Here is a 24,906-nt window from a genome sequence, read left to right as displayed (position 1 = left end):
GGGGGGCTGCATGAGGGCTCCTTGCGCTGACGGGCTTTGGATGGGACGACCTTAGGCCCGCTCGAATCGCACAGCCTTGCGCTGAATCAATCGCCCGCGAACTCCCACGCGACAGCGCCGATGCTTGATCGAGCGCAAGGCCGGGCCGGGCGCGCAGGCCTAGCCTCGGACCTCGTCTTCGCATCACGGCACCACTCCATGAACTCTTTCCAACAGGCCTGCATCGTCGGCAGCGGCATCGGCGCGCTTTCCGCGGCCGTGCTGCTGATCCGCGACGCCGGCATGCCCGGATCGCACATCCGCATCCTCGAGGAGGGTCCGACACCCGGTGGCGCTCTCGATGGCAGCGGCAATGCCATCCAGGGATACGTGACGCGCGGCGGGCGCATGTTCACTGACGAAACCTATACCTGCCTGTGGAACGTGCTGCAGAGCATTCCCTCGCCCGGCGCGCCGAACCGCACGGTGCGCGACGAGATTCAGGCCTTCAATGCGCTGTGGCGTTCCGATGCGCACGCCCGGCTGATTGACCGCCATCGCCGCATCCTGAACGCCAGCGACCTGGGTTTCAACTTCCAGGACCGCGTGGAGCTGATGCGCCTGCTGGCCACGCCCGAGCGGGTGCTGGGCAGGCAGCGCATCGAGGAATGCTTTTCCACCCACTTTCTCGACACTCATTTCTGGGCCATGTGGCGCACAACCTTCGCATTCCAGAACTGGCACAGCGCCGTCGAGCTGAAGCGCTACATGCTGCGCTTCCTGCAGGAGCTGCCGCGCATCCACACGCTGGGCGGCGTGCGGCGCACCGAGTTCAACCAGTACGACACTATCGTGCGCCCCATGGTGAGGTGGCTGCTGGATCGCGGGGTCCGGTTCGACTACGGCATGCGCGTGGTCGACGCGGACTTTGCCGCCGGTGCAGACGGCCTGCGGCTCGAGACGCTGCATTGCGTCAGGGAAGGCCGGCCCCTGGCATACCGCCTCGGCGCAGAGGAATGTGCCTTCATCACCATCGGCTCCATGACTGCCGACTCGCGCAACGGCAACGACCACCAGGCGCCGGAACTGGTGCGTGACCAGAGCGACGGGGCCTGGACCCTGTGGCGCAACATGGCGCGCAAGGTACAGGGCCTCGGTAGGCCGGAAACCTTCTGCGGCAACGTGGACGAGAGCAAGTGGGAGTCGTTCACGCTCACGATGCGCAGCCCCTTGCTGATCCAGCGCATCCAGGCACTCTCTGGCAATCCGCCTGGCACCGGCGGGCTCATGACCTTCAAGGATTCGAGCTGGCTGATGTCGATCGTGGTGCCGCACGCGCCGCACTTCGAGGGCCAGCCCGAGGGGGTCTACACGCTGTGGGGCTACGGGTTGCTGATCGACACCCAGGGCAACCACGTCGACAAGACGATGGCACAGGCTGGTGGCCAGGAAATTCTCACGGAACTGATGCATCACCTGGGCTTCGAGGACATCCTCGAGGAAGTGCGGCGCACCACGACCGTGGTGCCGGTGATGATGCCCTACATCACCAGCGAGTTCGCATGCCGCAGCGCATCGGACCGCCCGCCCGTCATACCGGCCGGCGCGAAGAACTTCGCCCTGCTGGGCCAGTACGTGGAGATTCCGGAGGATGTGGTCTTCACGGTCGAGTACTCGGTGCGCGGCGCGATGCACGGGGTGTACGGACTCATGGGCCTGGGCCTCGAGGTGCCGCCCATCTACCACGGCATCGCCGATCCGAAGGTGGCGCTCGCGAGCCTGCGCACATTGATGGGTTGACGCGCGAAGCTTGATCCATCTCAACACCCACCGCTGGTCGGGCGCGCAAGATTCCTCTTCAGCCACCCAAGGAGACAGTCGCGTGCCTTTCCTGTCGAAGAATGTCGGGATCCTCGACCGGGCGCTGAGCTACGGACATGACTGCATGGAGGCGCTGCGATGTGCATGACCCTGCTCAGGAAACTCGCCACAGCGAAGCTGCCTTGCACCGAGGCCGCCCTGGCGACGATCGACAGGCTGCGCGTGCTCGAAGCCGCCGGGCACGTCAAAGTGCGGATTCCTCCTGCCCACGTGGACTGCGACGACTGCCTGCGCCAGGACGCGGCCACGGTATTCGAGATCACGCTCCGGGGATGGAAGACTCTTGCCGCCGATGCGCCCGAAGAGGAAGCACCGTTGCGTCGCGGGTAGATGAAGCTATCGGATGCTGGAGGCGAACCATCGAAAGATGTTCTGCCGGCTCTCCGAGCTACCTCCAGTCCGCACGAAGAGGACGCCGGTTTTCGCGTTGCCCAGCCAGTCGACTGGAATGCCTGCGGTTCGCAGAGCCTCGATTTCATCGCGCGCGTTCATGCCGAGCGGCAGTTTCAAGGTGATGGTCGCGCTGTGGATGGTCCGCCTTTTCGTCATTCGCTTCCCTTGCGTGTTCCTGGAGATCCGGCCGAACCATTCCCCTACGCAGGACCGGCAGCCAGGAGCCTTGCGCGCACCATGCCTTCGCGCAAGGCACGGGCAACATCGGCGGACATGCCGTTCCTTGAATCGAAGGTGGTTGCCTCGCCTGCACCCGATCTCGCGACGACGGCTGCCTGCGCGCTACCCGGCGTCTCCACCACTTGCTGCAGGTACAGATCGAAGCGCCCATGAAAGCCGAGAGGGAGCAATTCACCATGCTCCTGCCGGACGGCTTGCCGATAACGCGGCCCGGGGAAGAAAGCGGACTTCCAGCGAATGCTCGCACCCGTGTCATCGATGGAGGTCACGCGAGCTCCAACGAAGACCGCACCATCGGCGAACATGCTGAATTTTCCGAGCGCCTCGAAGTACTGGAACTGACGGTCGATACGCTCCTGAACCCGGCCGATCGTGTACTCGATCGGTTTCGGCGCAAACGGCGCCTGGCAGGCGGCCCTTATACGCGCACCGAACGTTGTGCCCACAGCGACTTCACTGGGCGGAGTCACACGCAGATCGTGGAACATTGCCGTCATGGCCTGCGCGCAGCGGCAGCCGATGGCGGGCCGATCTTCGCAAGCACGTATGAAGCACTGGCCGATGCAGCGGAAAGAGCGGCGTGCAAGTGGATGTGCGTTGGCTTGCTCTCGCAGGAAGGGAATGCAGCAGCCATTCGACGGCCGTTCTCCGTGATCTGGAACATCGTCGCCATGATCACTTTGCCCCCGGTGGAAGGCGTCGAGTCCACACGCAGATCCGCGCGCACGAGACCACCAAGAACCAGAACCTTGATCTCCTCGATTTCATCGAGCGAGAAGGTTCTCGCTGGCAATGCCCCTTCGACCAGGCGATGCAGCAACAGCATGGGCATGGGACTCCCCCCAAAACCGCCAGCGATGGACTGATTGTTACGCGGGCTGACAGTTAGATCATCCTAAGACTGCGAAAGCTTTAAGACCAGGATAGAAATTTCGTCGAACAGGTACAAAACTATCAAGCTGCCGGAATGCCCTCTGGCTTGACGATGGAAGAGCTATCATCGATTTTCTTTCTATCTGAAACAGCGCCTACCCTAGGGCTGTGAATAGCCGTCAACTAATTCGCGAAGGACGCAAGCGCCTCCAGATGAGCGAGCAGCAATTTGCTGATGCGCTGGGGGTAAGCCGTGGCGCAGTACAGCAATGGGAAAAACAAGGCGGCACAGCTCCCAAGCGCGCCAACCAGGCGCGTGTGGCCAAGCTGCTTGGAATTTCCGTTGCGGAACTTGTCTCGGGTGTGTCGGCGGGTGCGCGGGGAGTCGACGTGCGCGCTGAGGTTCCCCTGGTGTCCGAGGTCGAGGCAGGCAACTACACCGTCATCGACAACTTCAAGCCGACGACGCAATTCGACACCATCCCGGTGAGCGTGCCGGTCAAGAAGCACACCTACGCACTGCGGGTGCATGGCGACAGCATGGTCAGCGAGGCCGGCGACTCGTTTCCCGCCGGGTCCATCCTGATCGTGGAGCCGGAGATGGAGGCGGTGCCCGGCGACTATGTCATCGCGCTGAACGAGGCCAGCGAGACCACGTTCAAGCAACTCGTGAAAGACGGCGGGGACCTGTATCTCAAGCCGTTGAACAGCCGTTACCCCATCAAGCCACTGGGCGATGCCCAGGTCATCGGCGTGGTGCGCGAGTTCACCAAGCGTTTTCGATAGCCGTCGCGAAAAACGCACGATGGCGTAGATAGATTTTCTACGCAGAGATACATTTTTCATCCTGACGCAGCAACGGCCTGAATTGCCCGAACAAGGCACGGGGCTGCGGCGAAAGGATTGAAAACATGGGTCCGCCGCAGTACCGGGATCGGTTTGAATTCGTGTTCCATGTCGAGCAAAGCACCGATGGCCAAACAGTCGTGTGCAGAGCGGAAATCTTCGAGTATTCGGTCCTGAAGGCTGTGTTGCAGATCGTGGACACGCAGCTCACGCGCCTGGAAGTCGTCGATGTGGTCCTGGGTCGCTGCATCCGGTGGGCGGACCTCCGGATTGCCAGCGGGAATGCTTTCTGATCTGCATCCAGATCGCAGCGTTGCCTCAGCGGCACCAGGCGTCGATCTGGCGGATGAGGTCCGACCACAAGGCCTGTACCGCCACGGCCGCCAGCAGCAGGCCGGCCACCCGCGCACCCCAGGTCTGGCGTGCCCCGCCGCCGCCCCACCGCAAGCGCTGCCAGAGCCACGGCCCGATCAGCAGCGAAAGACTGCTCCCGAGCGCAAACAACGCCATCAGTCCCGCGCCCTGCAATGGGCCGTTGCCCAGGCTGGCCAGCATCAGGGCCGAATAGAGCAGCCCGCAAGGCAGCGCGACCCAAAGCAGCCCGGCTGCAAGCACGCCCAGCCACGTGCCGCCGACACGGGGGCGAAGACGCGACTCGAGCGAGCGGCCGACGCGCTGCGCCCATAGCGGCTGCCGCCCCGTGGCGGCCAGCATCGCACCCCAGGCGAACACGAAGACGTGCAGCAGCACCCACAGCGGCCGCAGCGCGGCAACCTGCGTGCTGGCCTGCGCCAGGCTGTCGACGCTGGCCGCGGCAATGGCGCCTGCCGTCGCGTAGCTCGCGATGCGGCCGAGATGGAAGGCGGCCGGCGCCGCTCGCGCCGACGCGGCGCCCTGCCCCGCCGGCACGAGCGGCACGATCCGTATCACCGCCGATGAAGCGGCGCCGCACATCGCCACGCAATGCGGCCCACCGGCCAGGCCCATGAGAAACGCGGCACCGACGAGCGCGAGTTGCATGGTCAGACCACGCGGGAAAAGCGCGTGCGGGTCGCGCGGCAGTACCGGTCGAACACCATGGCGACCGCGCGCACCAGGAACCAGCCCTGCTCGGTGACCACCAGATCGTGGTCGCTCAGCCGCACCAGGCCGTGAGCGACCATCGGCCCGAGCGCCGCGAACTCGGTGGCGAAGTAGCGCTGGAAGTCGACTGCAAACGCGTCCCCCATGACGTTGAAGTCGACCCGACCGCGGCACATCAGCGCCATGATCACGTCCCGCCGCAACAGATCGTCGCGCGACAGCGCAAGGCCGCGAACCACGGGCAGGCGCCCCTGGTCGAGGAGGTCGTAGTACTCGTCGAGGCTCTTTGCGTTCTGGCTGTAAGTGGCGCCCACGCGGCCGATGCCGGAGACGCCGAGTGCGATCAGGTCGCCCTCGGGCCTGGTGCCATAGCCCTGGAAGTCGCGCTGCAAGCGCCCTTGCCTCCTGGCAACCGCGAGAGGATCGTCGGGCAGCGCGAAGTGGTCCATGCCGATGTAGACGTAACCCGCTTCGGTCAGCCGCGTGATCGCGCTTGCGAGCATGCGCACCCGCGTGGCGGCATCAGGCAATTCTTCGGCCGCAATGCGCCGCTGCGGCTTGAAGCGCTCGGGCAGATGCGCATAGGCGTAGAGCGCAATGCGGTCGGGTCGCAGCTCGTTGATCTGCGCGAGCGTGCGCTCGAAGGAGGTGTCGTTCTGCCGCGGCAGGCCGTAGATCAGGTCCACGTTGATCGATTCGAAACCCAGCGTGCGCGCCGCATCCATCAGCGAGAAGACCTGCGATGCCGGCTGGATGCGATGCACCGCCTGCTGCACCTCAGGGTCGAAGTCCTGCACGCCGAAGCTCAGGCGATTGAAGCCCAGCGCGGCCAGGTTCACCAGCCGCTGCGCATCGACCGTGCGCGGATCGATCTCGATGGAGCGCTCACCTCCGGGCACGAAGGCGAAAGACCGGTGCAGCAGCGCCATGAGCTCGCCCAACTCCGAGTCGTCGAGGAAGGTCGGCGAGCCACCCCCTAGGTGCAACTGGCCTGCGGTGGCGCTGCGGCCCAGTTGCGCGACTTGCAGCTCCACCTCGCGCGCGAGGTAGGCCAGGTACTGCCGGCCCCGCTCGCGGTGGCGAGTGACGACCTTGTTGCAGGCGCAGTAGTAGCACAGCGACTCGCAGAACGGAATATGGACGTACAGCGACAGCGGCGGCGCCTCAGCGCCCGCCGCGCGCCGACGGCTCAGCGCCCTGGCGTAGTCGTCGGCGCCGAAGGCCTCGACGAAACGGTCGGCTGTGGGATAGGAGGTGTAGCGCGGCCCGGGAACGTCGAACTCCCTCAGCAGATCGATGGGTAGCGGTGCCTGCACGGGCACAGGAGCAACGGCGGCAGGAATCATTGCGAGGGTGTCCGCAGAGGTGCTCCAGAAGGTTCCGAAGCCGATGGCCTGGCGAGCAATGCCGTGCATGCGCTCGACGACGCCGCCATCAGCCAGAAGACGAAGAAGGCGGCGGTGTAGATACCCTGGCGCGACATCCGCAACGCGTCGGCCCCGCAGAACGCATTGACGGGATCGACGAGCGCGAACACCAGCACCTCCATGCCGCAGGCCACCAGGAAGGACGGCCACAGGATGCCCGCGAGCTGGCGCACTCCGTTCATGGCGCGGCCTTCCGGGCCGGCGGCGGCATGTCGCTCGCGGGCGTGGTCGCGTGGTTGCGACCGGTCAGCGCGGGCAGCAGCTTCTTCGCGGCCAGGGTCTTGTTGATCTCGACGCCTTCGCGGTAGTAGTCCTCGGACACCAGCGCATCGGGGCTGCGCCAGGCCAGCCAGAAGGTCACGAAGCTCGCGACCACCACGACCGCCGGACCGCCGATCACCATCCAGAGCAGCGGATAGCGCCACCAGCCCTGGGCCGCCGGTTCGTTCGTTGTCGCCATTGTTGTTGCGTTCATCTCGACCTTTCAGCGCGGCACAAGGAAGGCCGCTTTTTCCGAAACCTGGGCGCCGCCGCCCTCCTCGCGGATGCCGAAGTGCACCGTGTGCGATCCGGCGGGCACGGCCCCATAAGGCACCTGCAGCCGTACCGCGACCCAGCGCGACTGGGCGGCGTCGACCGTCACCGGCTCGTCGGGCGAGACGCTGAGGCCTTCCAGTCCGTCGGCGACGATGCGGTACTGCTGCGGTTTTTCAGTGGCGTTCATGATCTGGAGCCGATAGACGTTCTCCAGTCGCCCGCCCTCGGCAATGCGGGCCAGCGAGGCGCGGTCGCGCACCACGTCGACCTTGAACGGCGTGCGCACGATCAGGCTGGCCAGCAGTCCGGTCACCAGCAGTGCCAGGATCGTCGTGTAGAGCAGCACGCGCGGCCGCAGCACACGCCGCAGCAGTTCGCGGCGCGACCAGCCGGCTTCCATGCCGTTTTGCGTGTCGTAGCGGATCAGCCGCGGCGGGTAGGCCATCTTCTGCATGACGGTGTCGCAGGCATCCACGCAAAGGCCGCAGCCGATGCACTCGTACTGAAGGCCCTGGCGGATGTCGATGCCCGTCGGGCACACCTGCACGCACAGGCCGCAGTCGATGCAGTCGCCCAGCGCCAGCGTGCGCGGGTCGGGGCCCTTGCGGCGCGGCGCGCGAGGTTCGCCGCGCTGCGGGTCGTAGGTGACGATGAGCGTGTCGCGGTCGAACATGGCGCTCTGGAAGCGCGCGTAGGGGCACATGTACTTGCAGACCTGCTCGCGCATGAAGCCGGCATTGCCGTAGGTGGCAAAGCCGTAGAAGAAAACCCAGAACACCTCCCACGAGCCCATCTGGGTTTGCAGGAAGGCCATGCCCAATTCACGGATGGGCGTGAAGTAGCCCACGAAGGTGAAGCCGGTCCACAGCGCGATGCCGATCCAGACGATGTGCTTGAACCATTTCTTCACCAGCTTCTCGAGCGACATCGCCTCGGCGTCCAGCCGCATGCGCGCGGTGCGGTTGCCTTCGATCTTGTGCTCCACCCACATGAAGATCTCGGTGTAGACCGTCTGCGGGCAGGCGTAGCCGCACCACAGCCGCCCCGCCACCGCGGTGAAGAGAAAGAGCGACAGCGCACTGATGACCAGCAGGCCCGAGAGATAGATCAGGTCCTGCGGATACAGCACCAGCCCGAAGATGTAGAAGCGGCGCGCGGCCAGGTCGAACAGCACCATCTGCCGCTCGCCCCACTCCACCCACGGCAGGCCGTAGAACACCAGCTGCGTAAGAAAGACCATGGCCCAGCGCCAGCGCGCGAACATGCCGCGCACCGTGCGGGGATAGATCTTCTTCGTGGCTTCGTAAAGGCCGACCTCCTCGTTGCCCGCGCTGACGATGGGAATGATCTTCCGGGTCATGGCGTTGCGCCGATCTCGGGTTTCACGGCGTGGCCGCGGCCGTGTTGGTGTTGTTGGAGAACCCCCAGACATACGACGCGAGCATCCGGATCTGCGCCTCGGTAAGACGGCCTTCCTGCGCGGGCATCTCGTTGTGCTTGCCCGCGTTGATCATCTGGACGATGGCGGCCTCGCCGTAGCCGTGGAGCCAGATCCTGTCGCTCAGGTTGGGCGCACCGATGGCCTGGTTGCCCACGCCGCCGATGCCGTGGCAGGCCGCGCAGACCGTGAACTTCGACTTTCCGAGTCCGGCACGCAACGAGTCGTGCGGCTCGCCCGCCAGGCTCAGCACGTAGTTGGCAACGTTCTTCACTTCGTCCGGTGTGCCGACGGCGGCCGCCATGGGCGGCATCACGCCGACACGGCCCTTGGTGATGCTCTCGACGATCTTCTCGGGCGTGCCGCCGTGCAGCCAGTCCTTGTCGGTCAGGTTGGGAAAGCCCTTGCTGCCGCGCGCGTCGGAACCATGGCACTGGGCGCAGTTGTTCATGAAGAGACGCTCCCCGATGGCCCTGGCCTGCGGGTCCCTTGCAACCTCCTCGACCGGCATGGCGGCATATTTCGCGTAGACGGGTGCCAGCTCTTGCGTGGCCTTGGCGACGTCCGCCTCGTATTCGCCGCGCGAGCTCCAGTCGGACTGGCCGCGAAAACTCCCCAGGCCCGGAAAGATCGCCAGGTAGCCCAGCCCGAAGACGATGGTCAGCACGAACAGGCCGATCCACCACATGGGCAACGGGTTGTTGGCTTCGCGCAGGTCCTCGTCCCAGACGTGGCCCGTGGTGTTGTCGGCGTTCGGCGCAACCCGCTTGCGGGCTGTGAACCACAGCAGCAGCACGCAGCCGAGGATGCTCAACAGCGAGGCCGCGGCCACGTAGTTCGACCAGAAATGGCTGATGAAATCGCTCATCGTGGTTCTCCCTTCAGTCCTGCTCGAACGGCAAGCGGGCCGCTTGCTGGAAGTCGCGCGCGTTGCGACGCGAATACGCCCAGATCACGATGCCGATGAATAGCGCGAAGCACACGACGGTGGCTGCAACGCGCAAGGTGGTGACGTCGATCATGGTTTCGGTCCTTTGCCGCTGTGCTTACTTGAGAGCCAGGCCCAGCGATTGCAGATAGGCCACCGTGGCCTCCATCTCGGTCTTGCCCGTGACCTCTTCCGTGGCCTTGGCGATTTCCTCGTCGGTGTAGGGCACGCCGACACGGCGCAGCGCGCGCATGTGGGTTGGCAAGGCTTCGGCGTCGACGAGGGTCTTCTCCAGCCATGAATAGGCCGGCATGTTCGATTCGGGAACCAGGTCGCGCGGATTGTTCAGGTGGATGCGGTGCCACTCGTCGCTGTACTTGCCGCCCACGCGGTGCAGGTCGGGGCCGGTGCGCTTGCTGCCCCACTGGAACGGGTGGTCGTAGACGAACTCCCCAGCCACCGAGTAGTGGCCGTAGCGCAGCGTCTCCGAGCGGAAGGGCCGGATCATCTGCGAGTGGCAGTTGTAGCAACCCTCGCGCAGGTAGACGTCGCGGCCGGCGAGCTGCAGTGGCGTGAGCGGCTTGACGCCCTGCACCGCCTCGGTGGTCGACTTCTGGAAGAAGAGCGGCACGATCTCGACAAGGCCGCCGACGGCCACGACCACGAGGATCAGCACGATCATCAGCAGGTTGTTGGTCTCGATCTTCTCGTGGGTAAAGCCGCTGGACTTGGGTGTGTTCGGGTTCATCGTGCGTCCTCAGGCGTGGGCCATGACGGGGGGCGGGATCTCGACGCGCACCGAGCGGCCCGAGATGACGGTCATCCAGACGTTCCAGGCCATCACCAGCATCCCGGACAGATAGAGCAGTCCGCCGATCAGGCGCACCACGTAGAACGGGAAAGTGGCCTTCACGCTCTCCACGAAGGTGTAGGTGAGCGTGCCGTCGGGGTTGATGGCGCGCCACATCAGCCCTTGCATCACGCCGGCGATCCACATGGCGGCGATGTACAGGACGATGCCGATGGTGGCGATCCAGAAGTGCGCCTCGATGGCCTTCACGCTGTACATGGTGGTGCGGCCATACATGCGCGGGATCAGGTAGTAGAGCGAGCCCATGGTGATGAACCCCACCCAGCCGAGCGCGCCGGAGTGCACGTGGCCGATGGTCCAGTCGGTGTAGTGGCTCAGGGCGTTGACGGTCTTGATGGACATCATCGGACCCTCGAAGGTCGACATGCCGTAGAACGACAGTGCGACGATCAGGAAGCGCAGGATCGGGTCGGTGCGCAGCTTGTGCCAGGCGCCCGAGAGCGTCATCACGCCGTTGATCATGCCGCCCCAGCTCGGCGCCAGCAGGATCAGCGAGAACACCATGCCCAGCGATTGCGTCCAGTCCGGCAGCGCCGTGTAGTGCAGGTGGTGCGGGCCGGCCCACATGTAGGTGAAGATCAGCGCCCAGAAGTGGACGATGGACAGTCGGTACGAATACACCGGCCGGCCTGCCTGCTTGGGGATGTAGTAATACATCATCCCGAGGAAGCCCGCGGTGAGGAAGAAGCCCACGGCGTTGTGGCCGTACCACCACTGCACCATCGCGTCCTGCACGCCGGCATAGGCCGAGTAGCTTTTCATCCAGCCCGCCGGAACCTCTGCGCTGTTGACGATGTGCAGCAGCGCCACCGCGATGATGAAGGCTCCGAAGAACCAGTTCGCCACGTAGATGTGGCGCACGCGGCGCATGCCGATGGTGCCGAAGAACACGATGGCGTAGGCCACCCAGACCACCGCGATCAGCAGGTCGATGGGCCACTCCAGCTCGGCGTATTCCTTGCCGCTGGTGTAGCCCATCGGCAGGCTGATGGCGGCCGCGACGATCACGGCCTGCCAGCCCCAGAACACGAAGGACGCGAGCTTCGGCGCGAAGAGGCCCACCTGGCAGGTGCGCTGAACCACGTGGAAGCTCGTGGCCATCAGCGCGCAGCCGCCGAACGCGAAGATGACCGCGTTGGTGTGCAGCGGCCGCAGTCGCCCGTAGCTGAGCCATGGAATGCCGAGGTTGAGCTCGGGCCAGGTCAGCTGGGAGGCGATGATCACGCCGACCAGCATGCCGACCACGCCCCAGACCACGGACATGAGCGCGAACTGCCGCACGACGGTGTCGTCGTATACCGCGGCGGGTGGGTTCGGTTGTTGCATCGTCGTGCCCTTGAATGAGTTGTGGGCAGTTTCCGTGGGCCTCTGCCTCGCGGGCTTGATGCAAATCAATCGCCGTGCAGGATGCGGTCGCCTTCGGTTTCGACGTCGTCGAACTGGCCGCGCTCGATCGCCCACCAGAGCCCGCCGAGGATCGCGAGAACCAGCACCACGGACAGCGGGATGAGCAGGAAGAGGATATCCATCAGCGGCTTGCCTTGCCGGCGGCCGCGAGCCGTGCCGCATTGAGGACCACCACGAGGGAGCTCGCGGCCATGCCCAGGCCCGCGAGCCATGCCGGCAACCAGCCCGCCACGGCGAGCGGCACGCACAGCGCGTTGTAGCCCGCGGCCCACCAGAGGTTCTGGCGCACCACGTGCAGCGTCTTGCGGGCTTGCGCGATGGCATCTGGAATGGTGGCAAGCCTGTCGCCCAGCACGACGAAATCGGCGTGCGCGCGCGACAGCGGCACGCTGCGGCCGAAGGCGAACGAGGCGTTCGCACGCGCCAGCGAGGGACCGTCGTTCAGGCCGTCGCCCACCATCGCAATCTGCCGTCCCTCGGCCTGCAGCCGCCAGAGCACGTCGAGCTTGTCCTCCGGCGTGCAGCCACCCTGCGCGAAGTCGATGCCGCAGCGCGCGGCGATCTCCGTCGCGGCGCTGTCGCGATCGCCCGAGAGCAGTCGCACCGTCAGGCCCTGCGCGCGCAGCGCAGCCACCGCAACGGCGGCATCGGCGCGAAGCTCTTCGGCCAGCACGAAGCTGGCGACCCACCCCTGCTCGTCGGCCAGGTGGACCTGCGCAGCGTCAACCTCCAGCGCATTCACGCTGCAGAAGGTCGACGAGCCAAGACGCGCACGCTGGCCTGTTCCGGCGCGCGCACGCGCTCTGCGCAGCAGGCCTTCGAGCCCGAGCCCTGCCGCTTCGGTGGCCTGTTCCACGGTCCAGCCCGGTGGCGAGCGGAACTGAGCATTCCATGCATTCACCAGCGCCTGCGCAACGGGATGCAGCGACTGCGCAGCGAGCGCCGCCGCCATTTCAAGTGTGTCGCCGGGCCGCAGGCCCTGCCGGCAATAGATGCGCTCCAGCCGCGGGATGTCGCCCGTCAACGTGCCCGTCTTGTCGAACACGACCGTATCGACCGATGCCAGTGCCTCCAGCGCCTGCAGGTTGGAAGTCAGCACGCCGCCGCGCGCCAGGGCGCCGGCGCTCGCGAGCATGGCAGCCGGGGTCGCGAGCGAGAGCGCACAGGGGCAGGTCACGATGAGCACCGCGACCGCCACCATCAGCGCCTTGCCCGGGTCCGTGTGCCACCAGAACACTGCCGCCATCGCCGCCGATGCGAGCACCGCGACGAGGAAAGGCCGCGCCACCCGGTCCGCCAGCAGCGCCAGGCGCGGCTTGCGCGAGGCGGCGCTTTCCATCAGCCGCACGATCTGGGCGAAGCGCGTGCCCTCGCCCACTGATTCGATCCGCACACTGACCACCGCCGAGAGGTTGTGGCTGCCGGCCAGCACGCGGTCGCCGCGGGGGCGCGGCACGGGGCGGGATTCGCCGGTCAGCAGGGCCTCGTCGGCGCTGGTGTCGCCTTCGATCACCACGCCGTCGGCCGGAAACGCCTCGCCGGGGCGCACGCGCACCACGTCTGCGGCTGCGAGCCTGCGCACGGCCACGCGGGTCCAGCTGCCATCGGGAGCGAGTCGATCGATGCTGTCGGGCAGGCGGTTCATCAGGGCCTCGAGCGAGCCGGCGGTACGGTCTCGCAGGCGTGCCTCGAGCCAGCGCCCGGTCAGCAGGAAGAAGACGAACATCGTCAGCGAGTCGAAGTAGACCTCGTGGCCCAGCGGCCCGCTGGCGTCGAAGGTGGCGGCGCTGCTGACCGCGAAGGTCGCGAGCACGCCGAACGCCACCGGAAGATCCATGCCGATACGGCCCGCGCGCAGGTCGCGCCAGGCGCTGCGGAAGAAGGGACCGCAGGAGAACAGCACGACGGGCAGCGTGAGCACCCAGGAGGCCCAGCGCAGCAACTGCGCGGCGTCGCCCGTCATGTCGCCCGGCCTGGCGATGTAAGCCGGGTAGGCATACATCATCACCTGCATCATGCAGAAGCCCGAGACCAGCCAGCGCCACAGCGCCATGCGCAGTTCGCGCGCGCGCCCCGCGCTTGCCAACTGGCTGCCGGCGGGAACCAGCGGGTATCCGGCCGCGGCCGAAGCCTCGAACCAGCGTGAAGGCCGGGTGACCGCGGCCGACCACACAACGCGCGCCCGCCGGCTGGCCCCATTGACCTGTGCCTCGCGCACTCCGGGCACCTTCAGCAGCGCAGCCTCGACGGTGAAAGCGCAAGCGGTACAGTGCATGCCCTCGACCGCGACCTGCGATGCCCACTGGCCGGTGGCTGCATCGCCCTCCTCCAGCTGGCCGAACGCCGGCCATTCGGCCAGGTCGTCGAGCACCTGCCAGGTGTCGGCGGTGGCCGCAGCGGCCGACGGATGCGTAGAGAACGGGGCGAGCGCAGCTTGCATCGGAGCGAGGCTAAGGGCGGGCCGCACCACGCTCTTTGATCTGTATCAACGCTCGGGGCCCCGGCCTGCCTAAGCTCGCGGCATACCTTTCCCTGGAGACCTCACATGTTCAAGCGCATCCTCGTCGCCACCGACGGCTCCACACTCTCGAAGAAGGCTGTCGCGAGCGCGATCGCTCTCGCCGCACAGAACGATGCCGACCTGGTGGCGCTCAACGTGGTTCCGCGCTACCCCCGAAGCTACTTCGAGGGCTCCATGACCTTTTCGCCAGAGGACATTGGCCGCGTCGAGAAGCAATGGGCCGAGAAGGCACAGGCAATGCTCGACACCGTAAGCGCACGCGCCAAGGAAAGCGGCGTGCGTGTCAAGACGGCAACGGCCAACTCGGACCTGGTGGCGGAGTCGATCATCGCCGCGGCGAAAAAGCACAAGAGCGACCTGATCGTGATGGCCTCGCACGGCCGCAAGGGCATCAAGCGGCTGCTGCTTGGCAGCGAGACGCAGCACGTGCTGGCGCATTCGGCGCTGCCTGTGCTGGTGCTTCGCTAGCCGGGCTCATTGCGATATCTCGCAAACACAATTCCCCTAGTCCTCTTCATGCACCCGGTACTGGTCCGTCAGCGTCTGCTGGACGGCCGGCGGCACGGCTTCGTAATGTGACAACGCGATGGTGTAGCGGCCCTGGCCGCTGGTCATTGCATTGAGCCGCGACTGGTAGTTGGCCAGTTCGGCCATGGGCACTTGCCCGCCGACGGCCACAACACCGCCCCCCAGGGCCGACGTTCCGGTGACCAGGCCGCGCCGCGACGACAGGTCGCTCGTGACATCTCCGACGGAATGCTCCGGCACGTCGATCTCGATCTGGACGATCGGCTCGAGCACGACCGGCCGGGCCTCGCGGATGGCGGCCATGAAGGCCTTGCGGCCGGCAGTCGCAAAGGCGATGTCCTTGCTGTCGACGCTGTGGTGCTTGCCATCGTGCACAACAACGCGCACATCGACCACCGGGTAGCCGGCAATCGCGCCGCACACCAGCACCTCGCGCACGCCCTTCTCGACCGCAGGGATGAACTGGCCCGGAATCGCCCCGCCCCTGACCTCATCGGCGAACTGGAAGCCGGCACCGCGCGCCAGCGGCTCGATGCGCAGGAAGACTTCGCCGAACTGGCCAGCGCCGCCGGTCTGTTTCTTGTGCCGGTGGTGGCCCTCGGCCGGCACGGTCACGCTCTCGCGGTAGGCAATGCGGGGCGGTCGCGTCTGGACCTCGAAGCGATACACCTCGCGCAGGCGTTCGAGCACGATGCGCAGGTGCAGTTCGCCGAGCCCGTAGAGGACCGTCTCGTTGGTCGCGGCCACATGCTCGATGCGCAGGCACGGATCCTCGGCCGTGAGCTTGCCGAGGATCTCCCAGGCGCGCTGCTCGTCGCCATGGCGCTTGGGCTCCACGGCCAGGCCGTACACCGGCACCGGGAACGCCAGAGGTGCGAGATGCACGTGGCTGTCTTCGGCCACATCGTGCAGCACGGCGTCGAAATGGATCTCCTCGACCTTGGCCACCGCCACGATGTCGCCGGGCACCGCGTGCGACACCTCGACATGGTCCTTGCCCTGGAGCATGAACAGGTGCCCCACCTTGAAGGGCTTGCGGCCGTCGCCGATGTAGAGCTGGCTGTCGCGCGTGAGCGTGCCCTGGTGCACGCGGAAGATGCCCATCTTGCCGACATAGGGGTCGATCGTGACCTTGAACACGTGCGCCAGCACGTGCAGCGACGGGTCGGGCCTGGCCTCCATGGGCTTGGCCTGCGCGCCCTCGCCGACGATGAAGTCCGGCGGGTTGGCCTCGGTCGGGTCTGGCAGGAGCTTGACGATCACATCCAACAGCTCGGCCACACCGGCGCCGCTGCGCGACGAGACGAAGCACACCGGGATCAGGTGGCCTTCGCGCAGCGCCTGCTCGAGCGGCGCATGCAGCTCGGCCGGATCCACGTCGCCTTCTTCGAGGTAGCGGTCGACGAAGGCCGCGTCGACCTCGACCACCTGCTCCACCAGCGCGCGGTGCGCCGCTTCGACAGGGCCGAAATCGGACCGCCCGAAGCGGTTGAAGAAGCAGTCCACCACCTGCCTGCCGACCCCGTCGGGCAGGTTCAGCGGCAGGCATTCGCGGCCGAAGGTGGCCTGGATGTCGGCCAGCAGGCCCGCGAGCGAGACGCCCTGCGAGTCGATCTTGGTGACGATGATCATGCGGGCGAGGTGGCGCGAGGCCGCGTACTCCATCATGCGCACCGCCATCGGCTCGATGCCGGTGGCGGCATTGATGACCACCGCCGCCGTTTCGACCGCCTCCAGCGCCGGCAGGCTCTGGCCAAGGAAGTCGGGGCCGCCGGGTGTGTCGATGAAGTGGATGCGCGTGCCGGCATGCGTGAGGTGCATCACCGATGCATTGAGCGAGTGCTGCATGCGGCGCTCGAGCGGGTCGTGGTCGCTGACGGTGCTGCCGCGTTCGATGCTGCCGCAGGCCCCGATAGCACCCGCCTTGTACAACAAAGCCTCGGCAAGAGAGGTCTTGCCGGCGGCCGCGGCGCCGACGAGCGCCAGCGTTCGCACTGCTTCCACTTCGGCCGCGAGGCCGTTCGATCGGCTTGGCATGGCATGGACTCCTTGGCGTCCGCAAAGCTGGCCCGGCGGCCCGCAAGGGCTCGGGCGGTGCGCAAAGACGCCGGGTCAGCGTACGGGATTGACCGTGCCAACGCAAGCCGGGTGCGCGTGGCGCGCATGCCGCAGGCTCACTTGGCCTTCTTTCCTTCGGGCGCATAGCCTCCGAGAAAGGTCTGCAGAGCCCGTCGCGTCGCTTCCCGCAAATCCTTTCGGGACAACGGTCCATCGATACCGATAAGAGCCGGCATGACGGTCTCCGAATCCAGCAATGCCGTCAGGTGGCGTGCCGCTACCTGCGGATCGGCCTTGCGCAGCCGACCCTTTTGCATCTGCAGTTCCAGGAACCCCGCCAGCTCGGTCAGCCCCTTCTTGGGCCCACCTTCGTAGAACAACCGCCCGATGTCGCTGCGGCCGGACTCCGCGATCACGGCCCTGCGCGCCTGGATGGCCTCCTGCGAACACACCACTGCCAGGATTTTTTCGCCGAAGCGTTGCAGCACCTGCTCGAGGTCGTCGTCGCTCTCCTGCCCGAGCGCCTCAAAAATTGGCGCGAAATGGACCTTGGCCGTGCCGTGGGTCACGGCAACGAACAACTCCTCCTTGGAGCTGAAGTAGCCATACAGCGTGGCCCTCGAGCCGCCCACGCGCGCAGCGATCTCCACCATGGAGGCCCCTTCGAACCCCAGCTCCCGGAAGACCTCGGCGGCCACCTGAACGATGGCATCGCGTTTGGCCTCTGTTTTGACTCGCATCTAAATGTCTCCTCATTTCTAGACAACAGTGTTCATTATTAATTGACAGCCCCTGGAAGTCAAAATACATTACTAGACACTACTGTCTGTTTAACAGCAGGCCGACCCCATCACCAATCCGTCGCTCTTCAGGAGATTCGCCATGCGTCCACCTCTCACCTATGGCCTGACCTTCACGGCAGCCCTCGCGTCCACCTTCATGCTTGTCGCCTGCGGCAAGCCACCGGGCGGACCGCCCGCCGCGCAGGGCATGCCCGAGGTGGGGGTGGTGTCTGTGCAGCCGCAGCGCGTGGCCATCACGGCCGAGCTGCCCGGGCGCACGGCGCCCTTTCTCATCGCCGACGTACGGCCCCAGGTCGGCGGCATCGTGAAGGCCCGCCAGTTCCGCGAAGGCAGCGACGTGAAGGCCGGCGAAACGCTCTACCAGATCGATCCCGCCACCTACAAGGCAACCTACGACAGCAACGTCGCCGCGCTCGCCAAGGCGCAGGCCAGCCTCACGACCACGCGGCTGAAGGCCGAGCGCTACAAGGAGCTGGTCGCCATCAAGGCCGTGAGCCAGCAGGACTATGACGACGCCGCTGCTTCGCTGGGCCAAGGCGAGGCCGACGTCGCCTCGGCGCGAGCCAATGTGGAGACGAGCCGCATCAACTTAGCCTATGCGCGCATCGACGCACCGATCTCCGGGCGCATCGGCAAGTCGACGGTCACGCCCGGCGCGCTGGTCACGGCAAGCCAGTCGACCGCGCTGGCCACCATCCAGCAGCTCGATCCGATCTATGTCGACGTGACGCAGTCCAGCGCCGCGATGCTTCAGTTGAAGCAGGCCATGGCCCGCGGCGATCTGCAAAAGAGCGGCGCCAACGCCGCGAAGGTGCGGCTGCTGCTCGAAGACGGGAGCGCCTATCCGCTCGAAGGCAAGCTCGAGTTCTCTGACGTCACCGTAGACCAGAACACCGGCGCCATCACGTTGCGCGCGGTGTTCCCCAACCCCAAGGCGGACCTGCTGCCCGGCATGTACGTGCGCGCCGTGCTGCAGGAAGGCGTGAAGGAACAGGCGCTCATGGTGCCGCAGCAGGCTGTGTCGCGCGACAGCACCGGCAAGCCGACGGCCTACGTGGTGGATGCCCAGCACAAGCTGCAGCGGCGCGTGCTCGAAACGGAACGCGCCATCGGCGACCAATGGCTGGTGCGCAGCGGCCTGCAGGCCGGCGACCAGCTCGTGGTGGACGGCCAGCAGCGCGCGGCGCCGGGCGTCGAGGTGAAGACGGTGCAGTGGAACCCCAAGTCCAAGTCCAAGCCCGGCACCGAAACCACGGCCAAGGCGGCCCTCCCCTCGCCCGGCACCACGGCGGACTGATCCAGGAAGACCACCATGGCACGCTTCTTCATCGACCGCCCCATCTTCGCGTGGGTCCTCGCCATCATCGTGATGCTGGGCGGCGTCATGTCCATCGCCACGCTGCCGATCGCGCAGTACCCGAGCATCGCGCCGCCCGCCGTCGCAATCACCGCCAACTACCCCGGTGCTTCCGCCAAGACGCTCGAAGACACCGTCACCCAGGTCATCGAGCAGAAGATGAAGGGACTGGACCGGCTGAGCTACATGGCCTCGACCAGCGAGTCGTCGGGCTCGGTCACCATCACGCTCACCTTCGAGAACGGAACCGACCCCGACACCGCTCAGGTGCAGGTGCAGAACAAGCTCTCGCTCGCCACGCCGCTGCTGCCGCAAGAGGTGCAGCAACAGGGTGTCACCGTCACGAAGTCGGCCACCAACTTTCTGAACGTGTTGGCCTTCACCTCCGAAGACGGCAGCATGAACGGGTCGGACCTGTCCGACTACGTCGCGGCCAACGTCCAGGACGCAATCAGCCGCGTCGAGGGCGTGGGCGACACCACGCTCTTCGGCTCGCAGTACGCCATGCGCGTATGGCTCGACCCGAACAAGCTCTCCAGCTTCAGCCTCACGCCGCTGGATGTGAAGAACGCGATCACGGCGCAGAACGCGCAGGTTTCGGCCGGCCAGCTCGGCGGCATGCCTGCGGCAAGCAACCAGCAGCTCAACGCCACCATCACCTCGCAGACGCGCCTGAAGACCGCGCAGGAGTTCGAGGACATCCTGCTGCGCACGCAGACCGACGGCTCGCAGGTCCGCCTGCGCGACGTAGCCCGCATCGAGCTCGGCAGCGAGTCGTACAACACGGTCGGTCGCTACAACGGCAAGCCGGCCGCGGGCCTGGCCATCAAGCTGGCCACCGGCGCCAATGCGCTCGACACGGTCAAGGCCGTCGATGCGCGCGTCGCCGAGCTCGAGAAGTTCTTTCCGCAGGGCATGAAGGTTCAGAAGCCCTACGACACCACGCCCTTCGTGCGGATCTCCATCGAGGAGGTCATCAAGACGCTCGTAGAGGCCGTGGTGCTGGTGTTCCTGGTGATGTATCTCTTCCTGCAGAACTTCCGCGCCACGCTGATCCCGACCATCGCGGTTCCCGTGGTGCTGCTGGGCACCTTCGGCGTGCTCGCGGCCTTCGGCTTCACCATCAACACACTGACGATGTTCGCGATGGTGCTCGCCATCGGGCTGCTGGTGGACGATGCAATCGTGGTCGTCGAGAACGTCGAGCGCGTGATGGCCGATGAAGGCCTCCCGCCCAAGGAGGCCACGCGCAAGTCCATGGGCCAGATCACCGGCGCGCTGGTCGGCGTGGCCCTGGTGCTGGCGGCGGTGTTCGTGCCGATGGCTTTCTTCGGCGGCTCCACGGGCGTGATCTACCGGCAGTTCTCCATCACCATCGTCTCGGCCATGACGCTGTCGGTGCTCGTGGCGCTGGTGCTCACGCCCGCTCTTTGTGCGACGCTGCTCAAGCCGGTCGACAAGGATCATGCAATGGCCACCACCGGCTTCTTCGGCTGGTTCAACTGCAGCTTCGATCGCGGCAACCACCGCTACCAGGGCATCGTGCGGCACATGGTGGGCAAGGGCTGGCGCTACATGGCCCTGTACGCGGTCTTGTTTGCCGTGGTGGTGTTCGGATTCATGAAGCTGCCCATCGGGTTTCTGCCCGACGAAGACCAGGGCACGATGTTTGCGCTGGTGCAGCTGCCGCCGGGCGCGACGAACGCGCGCACGGAAGAAGTCATCCGCCAGGTGGAGCATCACTTCCTGGTCGATCAGAAAGACGCGGTCTCGGGCATCTTCACGGTGGCGGGTTTCAGCTTCGCGGGCAGCGGGCAGAACACGGGCTTTGCCTTCATCAAGCTCAAGCCCTGGAATGAACGCGAGGGCGAAGCACTGAGCGTGACGGGAGTGGCCGCAAAGGCCGGCGCCTTCTTCAACACAATCAGGGACGCAAAGGTGTTCGCCTTCGCACCGCCCGCCGTGGCAGAGCTCGGCAACGCGACCGGCTTCGACCTGATGCTGCAGGACCGCGCCAACCTCGGGCACGAGGCCCTGATGCAGGCGCGCAACCAACTGCTCGGCACGCTGGCCAAGGACAAGCGCCTGGTGGCCGTGCGCCCCAACGGGATGGAAGACACGCCCGAATTCAGGCTCGAGATCGATCCGCACAAGGCACAGGCCCAGGGTCTTTCGATGTCCGACATCAACGACACCTTCTCCACCGCCTGGGGCAGCAGCTACGTCAACGACTTCATCGACAAGGGGCGCGTGAAGAAGGTGATGCTGCAGGCCGATGCACAGTACCGGATGCTGCCGGAGGACATCGACCGCTGGTACGTGCGCAACAGCGTCGGAACGATGGTGCCCTTCACCTCATTCGCCAAGGCGGGCTGGAGTTCCGGCTCGCCCCGCCTGGAGCGCTACAACGGGGTGCCCTCGGTGGAAATCCTGGGCATGGCGATGCCGGGAGCCGCATCGAGCGGTGACGCACTCGCCATCGTCGAGGCCGCAGTCGCCAAACTGCCGCCAGGCATCGGCTACGAATGGACCGGCCTGTCGCGCCAGGAGAAGGCATCGAGCGGCCAGACCGGCCTGCTCTATGGGCTGTCGATCCTGATCGTGTTCCTGTGCCTTGCGGCTCTGTACGAAAGCTGGGCGATTCCGTTCTCGGTGATCCTGGTGGTGCCGCTCGGCGTGCTGGGCGCGCTGATCGGCGCGATCCTGACGTGGAAGATGAACGACGTGTACTTCCAGGTCGGCCTGCTCACGACCATCGGGCTGGCGTCGAAGAACGCCATCCTGATCGTCGAGTTCGCGAAGGACCTGCATGCGCACGGCAAGAGCCTGGTCGAGTCGGCGATGGAGGCTGCTCGCATGCGGCTGCGGCCCATCCTCATGACCTCGCTGGCCTTCGTGCTCGGCGTGTTGCCGATGGTGCTGGGCACCGGTGCGGGGGCCGGCGCGCAGCATGCGCTGGGCACGGCCGTCATCGGCGGCATGCTGTCGGGCACGCTGCTCGCGATCTTCTTCGTGCCTCTTTTCTTCGTGCTGGTGCGCGGTCTCTTCAAGGGACGGTCGCCCTCGCCTGCTTTGCCCGCCTTGCCGGACTCGCATGCACAACCGGCCGCGGCCGCTTCCTGAGGTGTCTGCCATGAAACCATTCCGCCTTGCTCCGCTCGCGCTCGCCGCCCTGATGGCCGGCTGCAGCCTGATTCCCACCTACCAGCAACCCGCGGCGCCCGTGGCCGGCAAGTTCGCCGGCGACACGAGCAACGCCCTGGCCTCCACGCCGGTGGCCGACCTCGGCTGGCGCGATGTCTTCACCGATCCGTCGCTGCAGCGCGTGATCGAGATGAGCCTCGCCAACAACCGCGACTTGCGCGTCGCGGTGCTGAACATCGAGAAGGCCCGCGCCCAGTACCGGGTGCAGGACGCAGCGCTCTTCCCCACCGTCAACGCCAGTGCCGGCGGCAGCGGCAGCCGCACGCCGGCCGACCTGTCGTCGACCGGCGAAGCCCTCACGGCGCGGCAGTACAGCGCTTCGGTCGGGTTCAGCTCCTACGAAATCGACCTGTTCGGTCGCGTGCGAAGCCTGAGCGCGCAGGCGCTGGAGCAGTTCTTCTCCACGGCCGAGGCGCGCCGCAGCACGCAGATCGCGCTAGTGGCCGAGGTGGCGACGAGCTACCTCACGCTCGCGGCCGACCAGGACCAGCTGAAGCTCGCGCGCGACACCCTGCGTAGCCAGAGCGACTCCTACAGCCTCAACCAGCGCAGCTTTGAACTGGGCGCGGCGTCGGCGCTCACGCTGAGCCAGGCGCAGACCAGCGTCGACACCGCACGCGTCGACGTCGAGCGCTATACCTCGCAGGTAGCGCAAGACCGCAATGCGCTGGTGCTGCTCGTGGGCGCAGACGTGCCGGACGAACTGCTGCCGCAATCGCTGCCCGATGGCACGGCAGCCGCAGCGAGCCCGCTGGCCACCATTCCGCCCGGGCTGCCCTCGGAGCTGCTGCAACGGCGACCCGACATCCTGCAGGCCGAGCGCGACCTGAAAGCCGCCAATGCCTACATCGGCGCGGCGCGTGCGGCTTTCTATCCGAGCATCAGCCTCACCGCGTCGGCCGGCACGTCGAGCAGCCAGCTCTCGGGCCTGTTCAAGGGCGGCTCGGGCAGCTGGAGCTTCGCACCGCAGATCTCGCTGCCGATCTTCGACGGTGGCGCCAACCGCGCCAACCTCAAGATCGCGACCGTGAGCCGCGACATCTCGGTGGCGCAGTACGAAAAGGCGATCCAGACGGCGTTCCGCGAGGTTTCGGATGCGCTGGCGCAACGCAACACGCTGGGCCGCCAGCTCGATGCACAACAATCGCTGGTGAACGCGACGGCGGAGAGCTACCGCCTTTCGGACGCGCGATTCCGCCGCGGTGTCGACAGCTACCTCAGCGTGCTCGATTCGCAGCGCTCGCTTTACACGGCGCAGCAGAACCTCATCACCACGCGCCTGTCGCGCCTGACGAACCTCGTGACCTTCTACAAGACGCTGGGCGGTGGATGGACGGAGAACACTGGCACGCCGATCTGAGCGCCGTTGGCAATCAGGCTCCTCGCTAAGATGCGCACGGTAACGCCCGGCATTGCCGCCGCGGCGCAATCGCCACGAGGGAGCACCTTTGACCATCGACCTGCAGACGCTGAAGTGCGGTGAATGCGGCAGCAGCGTGCTTCAACGCGCCGGCCTCAACCAGTACACCTGCGCGCATTGCGGGTCGATGTCGGTCGTCGAGGACGACGTCTCCGACCGGCTGGAGCGGGTGCTCGAGCAGGTCAAGAACGAAGCCGGCCGACGGTTGGCGATCGAGCAGTCGGCACGCAGCAAGAGCATGGCCCGGATGATCGCCCTGGGCGCCGCGGCGGTGGTGGTGCTGGTCACGGGCTTTTTCGGTGTCATGGCCTACGTCATCGACCGCAACCAGCCGGCGGGCGCGTACAGGCCCGGCGGGGCTTCGACAGCGCAGCGCACCATTCCGAGCGAAGGCCTCAAGCTCGAGGCGCGCCAGGTGCTGGTGGGCAACGGCAGCTCGGCCAAACCCCAACTGCTGGTGATTGCGCGCAACGAAACCGGCACGGCCCTCGAGCGGCCGAACGTCAAGGCGATCTTCTTCGACCGCGACAGCCGCATCGGCGAGAACAGCGAATCGGTCCCCATCGGCACGCTGATGCCCGGCGAAATGGTGCCGGTGCTGGTCAAGCTGCCGGGCGACGGAACCCTCACGCGGCAGGAGCTGCAGGTGGATGCGCTATCGGCACCTTACTGGAAGATCGAGGGTCCGCCGCTGCAGTTCACGCGCGTGCGACTGGTGCAGCAGGATGGCGAGACATGGCTGTTCGGCCGCCTCGTCAATGCGCGCAAGGACGAAATGGCACTGGTCGGCATCGAGGTGCTGGTCACGCTGTACGACGGTGCCGGAACGGTCATCGGCTTCGGCCGGGGCTTCTCGCAGGCCAGCGAGATCAGGCCGGGCGAGCGCAGCGCGGCGGAAGTGCGCATCGAGCGCCTTGGTGATCGCAAGGTGCCGGTCGCGGCATGGGACTACCGCATCGACTACAACCTCACGGCAGGTGCGCAGCAGGTCCGCAACCGGGTATTGAGCAGCAACCGCGTGATCCGCACGACCGGCGCGCCGGAGGCCCTTCCCCCGTCGCCGCAAATGAGCAGCCAGGCGCTGCTGGCCGACGTTGCCGGGCGCTAGGTTC

The 24,906-nt window shown here is 66.3% G+C and carries 25 protein-coding genes; 9 read left to right on the top strand and 16 right to left on the bottom strand.

Annotation, left to right across the window (positions count from 1 at the left end; genetic code table 11):
- Positions 1-198: 198 nt before the first annotated feature.
- Together BLV60_RS27300 and BLV60_RS27295 are read left to right on the top strand one after the other, a co-directional pair.
- Complete coding sequence (locus BLV60_RS27300) at positions 199-1,779, top strand: oleate hydratase (RefSeq protein ID WP_093058429.1); 1,581 nt, start codon at positions 199-201, stop codon at positions 1,777-1,779.
- 165 nt (positions 1,780-1,944) lie between these two features.
- Positions 1,945-2,190 (top strand): hypothetical protein, encoded by a 246-nt coding sequence (locus BLV60_RS27295; RefSeq protein ID WP_176928965.1) that lies wholly within the window; start codon positions 1,945-1,947, stop codon positions 2,188-2,190.
- A 6-nt stretch (positions 2,191-2,196) separates the two neighbouring features.
- Here BLV60_RS27295 and BLV60_RS27290 read toward each other — a convergent pair whose 3' ends face one another.
- The 3 genes from BLV60_RS27290 to BLV60_RS27280 all read right to left on the bottom strand — a co-directional run bounded on the left by BLV60_RS27290 (position 2,197) and on the right by BLV60_RS27280 (position 3,319).
- Complete coding sequence (locus BLV60_RS27290; protein WP_256329604.1) at positions 2,197-2,370, bottom strand: hypothetical protein; 174 nt, start codon at positions 2,368-2,370, stop codon at positions 2,197-2,199.
- Between the two features lie 83 nt (positions 2,371-2,453).
- The gene (locus tag BLV60_RS27285) at positions 2,454-2,981 is read right to left on the bottom strand and encodes a hypothetical protein (protein ID WP_143042648.1); all 528 of its coding nucleotides are present in this window, start codon (positions 2,979-2,981) and stop codon (positions 2,454-2,456) included.
- A 5-nt stretch (positions 2,982-2,986) separates the two neighbouring features.
- Entirely contained in the window at positions 2,987-3,319 is a 333-nt protein-coding gene (locus BLV60_RS27280) for a hypothetical protein (protein ID WP_143042647.1), read from the bottom strand.
- Between the two features lie 215 nt (positions 3,320-3,534).
- On the opposite strand from BLV60_RS27280, the gene BLV60_RS27275 reads away from it, so the two are divergent.
- Positions 3,535-4,152: a LexA family protein gene (locus BLV60_RS27275; RefSeq protein ID WP_256216640.1), complete on the top strand. Its 618-nt coding sequence runs from the start codon at positions 3,535-3,537 to the stop codon at positions 4,150-4,152.
- Between the two features lie 125 nt (positions 4,153-4,277).
- Positions 4,278-4,505: a hypothetical protein gene (locus BLV60_RS27270; RefSeq protein WP_093058423.1), complete on the top strand. Its 228-nt coding sequence runs from the start codon at positions 4,278-4,280 to the stop codon at positions 4,503-4,505.
- A 25-nt stretch (positions 4,506-4,530) separates the two neighbouring features.
- Here the strand turns inward: BLV60_RS27270 and BLV60_RS27265 are convergent, their stop codons facing one another.
- From BLV60_RS27265 to BLV60_RS27215, 11 genes are all read right to left on the bottom strand, one after another.
- Positions 4,531-5,232 carry a sulfite exporter TauE/SafE family protein gene (locus BLV60_RS27265; RefSeq protein WP_093058422.1) on the bottom strand — a complete coding sequence of 234 codons (702 nt, stop codon included), beginning with the start codon at positions 5,230-5,232 and terminating at the stop codon, positions 4,531-4,533.
- A 2-nt stretch (positions 5,233-5,234) separates the two neighbouring features.
- A complete protein-coding gene (gene hemN, locus BLV60_RS27260; protein WP_093058421.1) occupies positions 5,235-6,641 on the bottom strand; it encodes an oxygen-independent coproporphyrinogen III oxidase in 1,407 nt (468 codons plus the stop codon).
- The gene (locus BLV60_RS27255) at positions 6,638-6,904 is read right to left on the bottom strand and encodes a hypothetical protein (protein ID WP_093058420.1); all 267 of its coding nucleotides are present in this window, start codon (positions 6,902-6,904) and stop codon (positions 6,638-6,640) included. Before BLV60_RS27255 ends, hemN begins: the two co-directional genes overlap by 4 nt.
- On the bottom strand, positions 6,901-7,197 hold the full coding sequence (locus BLV60_RS27250; RefSeq protein ID WP_256329603.1) for a FixH family protein: 297 nt from the start codon (positions 7,195-7,197) through the stop codon (positions 6,901-6,903). Before BLV60_RS27250 ends, BLV60_RS27255 begins: the two co-directional genes overlap by 4 nt.
- Before the next feature lie 9 nt (positions 7,198-7,206).
- Positions 7,207-8,619, bottom strand: a complete 1,413-nt coding sequence (gene ccoG, locus BLV60_RS27245; protein WP_093058419.1) for a cytochrome c oxidase accessory protein CcoG — start codon at positions 8,617-8,619, stop codon at positions 7,207-7,209.
- Positions 8,620-8,641: 22 nt separating this feature from the next.
- Positions 8,642-9,565 carry a cytochrome-c oxidase, cbb3-type subunit III gene (gene ccoP / locus BLV60_RS27240; protein ID WP_093058418.1) on the bottom strand — a complete coding sequence of 308 codons (924 nt, stop codon included), beginning with the start codon at positions 9,563-9,565 and terminating at the stop codon, positions 8,642-8,644.
- Between the two features lie 13 nt (positions 9,566-9,578).
- Positions 9,579-9,719: a cbb3-type cytochrome oxidase subunit 3 gene (locus BLV60_RS27235; RefSeq protein ID WP_093058417.1), complete on the bottom strand. Its 141-nt coding sequence runs from the start codon at positions 9,717-9,719 to the stop codon at positions 9,579-9,581.
- A 24-nt stretch (positions 9,720-9,743) separates the two neighbouring features.
- Positions 9,744-10,373 carry a cytochrome-c oxidase, cbb3-type subunit II gene (gene ccoO / locus BLV60_RS27230; protein ID WP_093058416.1) on the bottom strand — a complete coding sequence of 210 codons (630 nt, stop codon included), beginning with the start codon at positions 10,371-10,373 and terminating at the stop codon, positions 9,744-9,746.
- 9 nt (positions 10,374-10,382) lie between these two features.
- A complete protein-coding gene (gene ccoN, locus BLV60_RS27225) occupies positions 10,383-11,822 on the bottom strand; it encodes a cytochrome-c oxidase, cbb3-type subunit I (RefSeq protein WP_093058415.1) in 1,440 nt (479 codons plus the stop codon).
- Positions 11,823-11,887: 65 nt separating this feature from the next.
- On the bottom strand, positions 11,888-12,025 hold the full coding sequence (gene ccoS / locus BLV60_RS27220) for a cbb3-type cytochrome oxidase assembly protein CcoS (RefSeq protein ID WP_093058414.1): 138 nt from the start codon (positions 12,023-12,025) through the stop codon (positions 11,888-11,890).
- Positions 12,025-14,343 (bottom strand): heavy metal translocating P-type ATPase, encoded by a 2,319-nt coding sequence (locus BLV60_RS27215; RefSeq protein ID WP_093058413.1) that lies wholly within the window; start codon positions 14,341-14,343, stop codon positions 12,025-12,027. The genes ccoS and BLV60_RS27215 overlap by 1 nt, the downstream gene beginning before the upstream one ends.
- A gap of 105 nt (positions 14,344-14,448) precedes the next feature.
- On the opposite strand from BLV60_RS27215, the gene BLV60_RS27210 reads away from it, so the two are divergent.
- Positions 14,449-14,892: a universal stress protein gene (locus BLV60_RS27210; RefSeq protein WP_093058412.1), complete on the top strand. Its 444-nt coding sequence runs from the start codon at positions 14,449-14,451 to the stop codon at positions 14,890-14,892.
- A gap of 36 nt (positions 14,893-14,928) precedes the next feature.
- Here BLV60_RS27210 and fusA read toward each other — a convergent pair whose 3' ends face one another.
- The gene (gene fusA / locus BLV60_RS27205) at positions 14,929-16,989 is read right to left on the bottom strand and encodes an elongation factor G (protein WP_093058411.1); all 2,061 of its coding nucleotides are present in this window, start codon (positions 16,987-16,989) and stop codon (positions 14,929-14,931) included.
- A gap of 137 nt (positions 16,990-17,126) precedes the next feature.
- Positions 17,127-17,750, bottom strand: coding sequence for a TetR/AcrR family transcriptional regulator (locus BLV60_RS27200; RefSeq protein WP_093058410.1), 624 nt, complete (start codon positions 17,748-17,750; stop codon positions 17,127-17,129).
- Between the two features lie 142 nt (positions 17,751-17,892).
- Between BLV60_RS27200 and BLV60_RS27195 the strand changes: the two genes are divergently transcribed.
- From BLV60_RS27195 to BLV60_RS27180, 4 genes are all read left to right on the top strand, one after another.
- The gene (locus tag BLV60_RS27195) at positions 17,893-19,110 is read left to right on the top strand and encodes an efflux RND transporter periplasmic adaptor subunit (protein WP_093058409.1); all 1,218 of its coding nucleotides are present in this window, start codon (positions 17,893-17,895) and stop codon (positions 19,108-19,110) included.
- A 15-nt stretch (positions 19,111-19,125) separates the two neighbouring features.
- Complete coding sequence (locus BLV60_RS27190) at positions 19,126-22,293, top strand: efflux RND transporter permease subunit (protein WP_093058408.1); 3,168 nt, start codon at positions 19,126-19,128, stop codon at positions 22,291-22,293.
- A gap of 10 nt (positions 22,294-22,303) precedes the next feature.
- Positions 22,304-23,734, top strand: coding sequence for an AdeC/AdeK/OprM family multidrug efflux complex outer membrane factor (gene adeC / locus BLV60_RS27185; RefSeq protein WP_093058436.1), 1,431 nt, complete (start codon positions 22,304-22,306; stop codon positions 23,732-23,734).
- An 88-nt stretch (positions 23,735-23,822) separates the two neighbouring features.
- Positions 23,823-24,902 carry a hypothetical protein gene (locus tag BLV60_RS27180; protein ID WP_093058407.1) on the top strand — a complete coding sequence of 360 codons (1,080 nt, stop codon included), beginning with the start codon at positions 23,823-23,825 and terminating at the stop codon, positions 24,900-24,902.
- Positions 24,903-24,906: the final 4 nt, after the last annotated feature.

Origin of the sequence: Variovorax sp. YR634 (assembly GCF_900106655.1) — a bacterium.
In the GTDB taxonomy this organism is placed as follows: Bacteria; Pseudomonadota; Gammaproteobacteria; order Burkholderiales; family Burkholderiaceae_C; genus Variovorax.
Note: the sequence above shows the minus strand (reverse complement) of the source record. Positions and strands in the feature narration are given on the sequence as shown.

Bases quoted from the DNA above. Each gene is read 5' to 3' on its own strand.
- BLV60_RS27300 (WP_093058429.1), top strand. From the start codon at position 199: ATGAACTCTTTCCAACAGGCCTGCATCGTCGGCAGCGGCATCGGCGCG.
- BLV60_RS27295 (WP_176928965.1), top strand. From the start codon at position 1,945: ATGACCCTGCTCAGGAAACTCGCCACAGCGAAGCTGCCTTGCACCGAG.
- BLV60_RS27285 (WP_143042648.1), bottom strand. From the start codon at position 2,981: ATGTTCCACGATCTGCGTGTGACTCCGCCCAGTGAAGTCGCTGTGGGC.
- BLV60_RS27280 (WP_143042647.1), bottom strand. From the start codon at position 3,319: ATGCTGTTGCTGCATCGCCTGGTCGAAGGGGCATTGCCAGCGAGAACC.
- BLV60_RS27270 (WP_093058423.1), top strand. From the start codon at position 4,278: ATGGGTCCGCCGCAGTACCGGGATCGGTTTGAATTCGTGTTCCATGTC.
- BLV60_RS27265 (WP_093058422.1), bottom strand. From the start codon at position 5,232: ATGCAACTCGCGCTCGTCGGTGCCGCGTTTCTCATGGGCCTGGCCGGT.
- hemN (WP_093058421.1), bottom strand. From the start codon at position 6,641: ATGATTCCTGCCGCCGTTGCTCCTGTGCCCGTGCAGGCACCGCTACCC.
- BLV60_RS27255 (WP_093058420.1), bottom strand. From the start codon at position 6,904: ATGAACGGAGTGCGCCAGCTCGCGGGCATCCTGTGGCCGTCCTTCCTG.
- BLV60_RS27250 (WP_256329603.1), bottom strand. From the start codon at position 7,197: ATGAACGCAACAACAATGGCGACAACGAACGAACCGGCGGCCCAGGGC.
- ccoG (WP_093058419.1), bottom strand. From the start codon at position 8,619: ATGACCCGGAAGATCATTCCCATCGTCAGCGCGGGCAACGAGGAGGTC.
- ccoP (WP_093058418.1), bottom strand. From the start codon at position 9,565: ATGAGCGATTTCATCAGCCATTTCTGGTCGAACTACGTGGCCGCGGCC.
- BLV60_RS27235 (WP_093058417.1), bottom strand. From the start codon at position 9,719: ATGATCGACGTCACCACCTTGCGCGTTGCAGCCACCGTCGTGTGCTTC.
- ccoO (WP_093058416.1), bottom strand. From the start codon at position 10,373: ATGAACCCGAACACACCCAAGTCCAGCGGCTTTACCCACGAGAAGATC.
- ccoN (WP_093058415.1), bottom strand. From the start codon at position 11,822: ATGCAACAACCGAACCCACCCGCCGCGGTATACGACGACACCGTCGTG.
- ccoS (WP_093058414.1), bottom strand. From the start codon at position 12,025: ATGGATATCCTCTTCCTGCTCATCCCGCTGTCCGTGGTGCTGGTTCTC.
- BLV60_RS27215 (WP_093058413.1), bottom strand. From the start codon at position 14,343: ATGCAAGCTGCGCTCGCCCCGTTCTCTACGCATCCGTCGGCCGCTGCG.
- BLV60_RS27210 (WP_093058412.1), top strand. From the start codon at position 14,449: ATGTTCAAGCGCATCCTCGTCGCCACCGACGGCTCCACACTCTCGAAG.
- fusA (WP_093058411.1), bottom strand. From the start codon at position 16,989: ATGCCAAGCCGATCGAACGGCCTCGCGGCCGAAGTGGAAGCAGTGCGA.
- BLV60_RS27200 (WP_093058410.1), bottom strand. From the start codon at position 17,750: ATGCGAGTCAAAACAGAGGCCAAACGCGATGCCATCGTTCAGGTGGCC.
- BLV60_RS27195 (WP_093058409.1), top strand. From the start codon at position 17,893: ATGCGTCCACCTCTCACCTATGGCCTGACCTTCACGGCAGCCCTCGCG.
- BLV60_RS27190 (WP_093058408.1), top strand. From the start codon at position 19,126: ATGGCACGCTTCTTCATCGACCGCCCCATCTTCGCGTGGGTCCTCGCC.
- adeC (WP_093058436.1), top strand. From the start codon at position 22,304: ATGAAACCATTCCGCCTTGCTCCGCTCGCGCTCGCCGCCCTGATGGCC.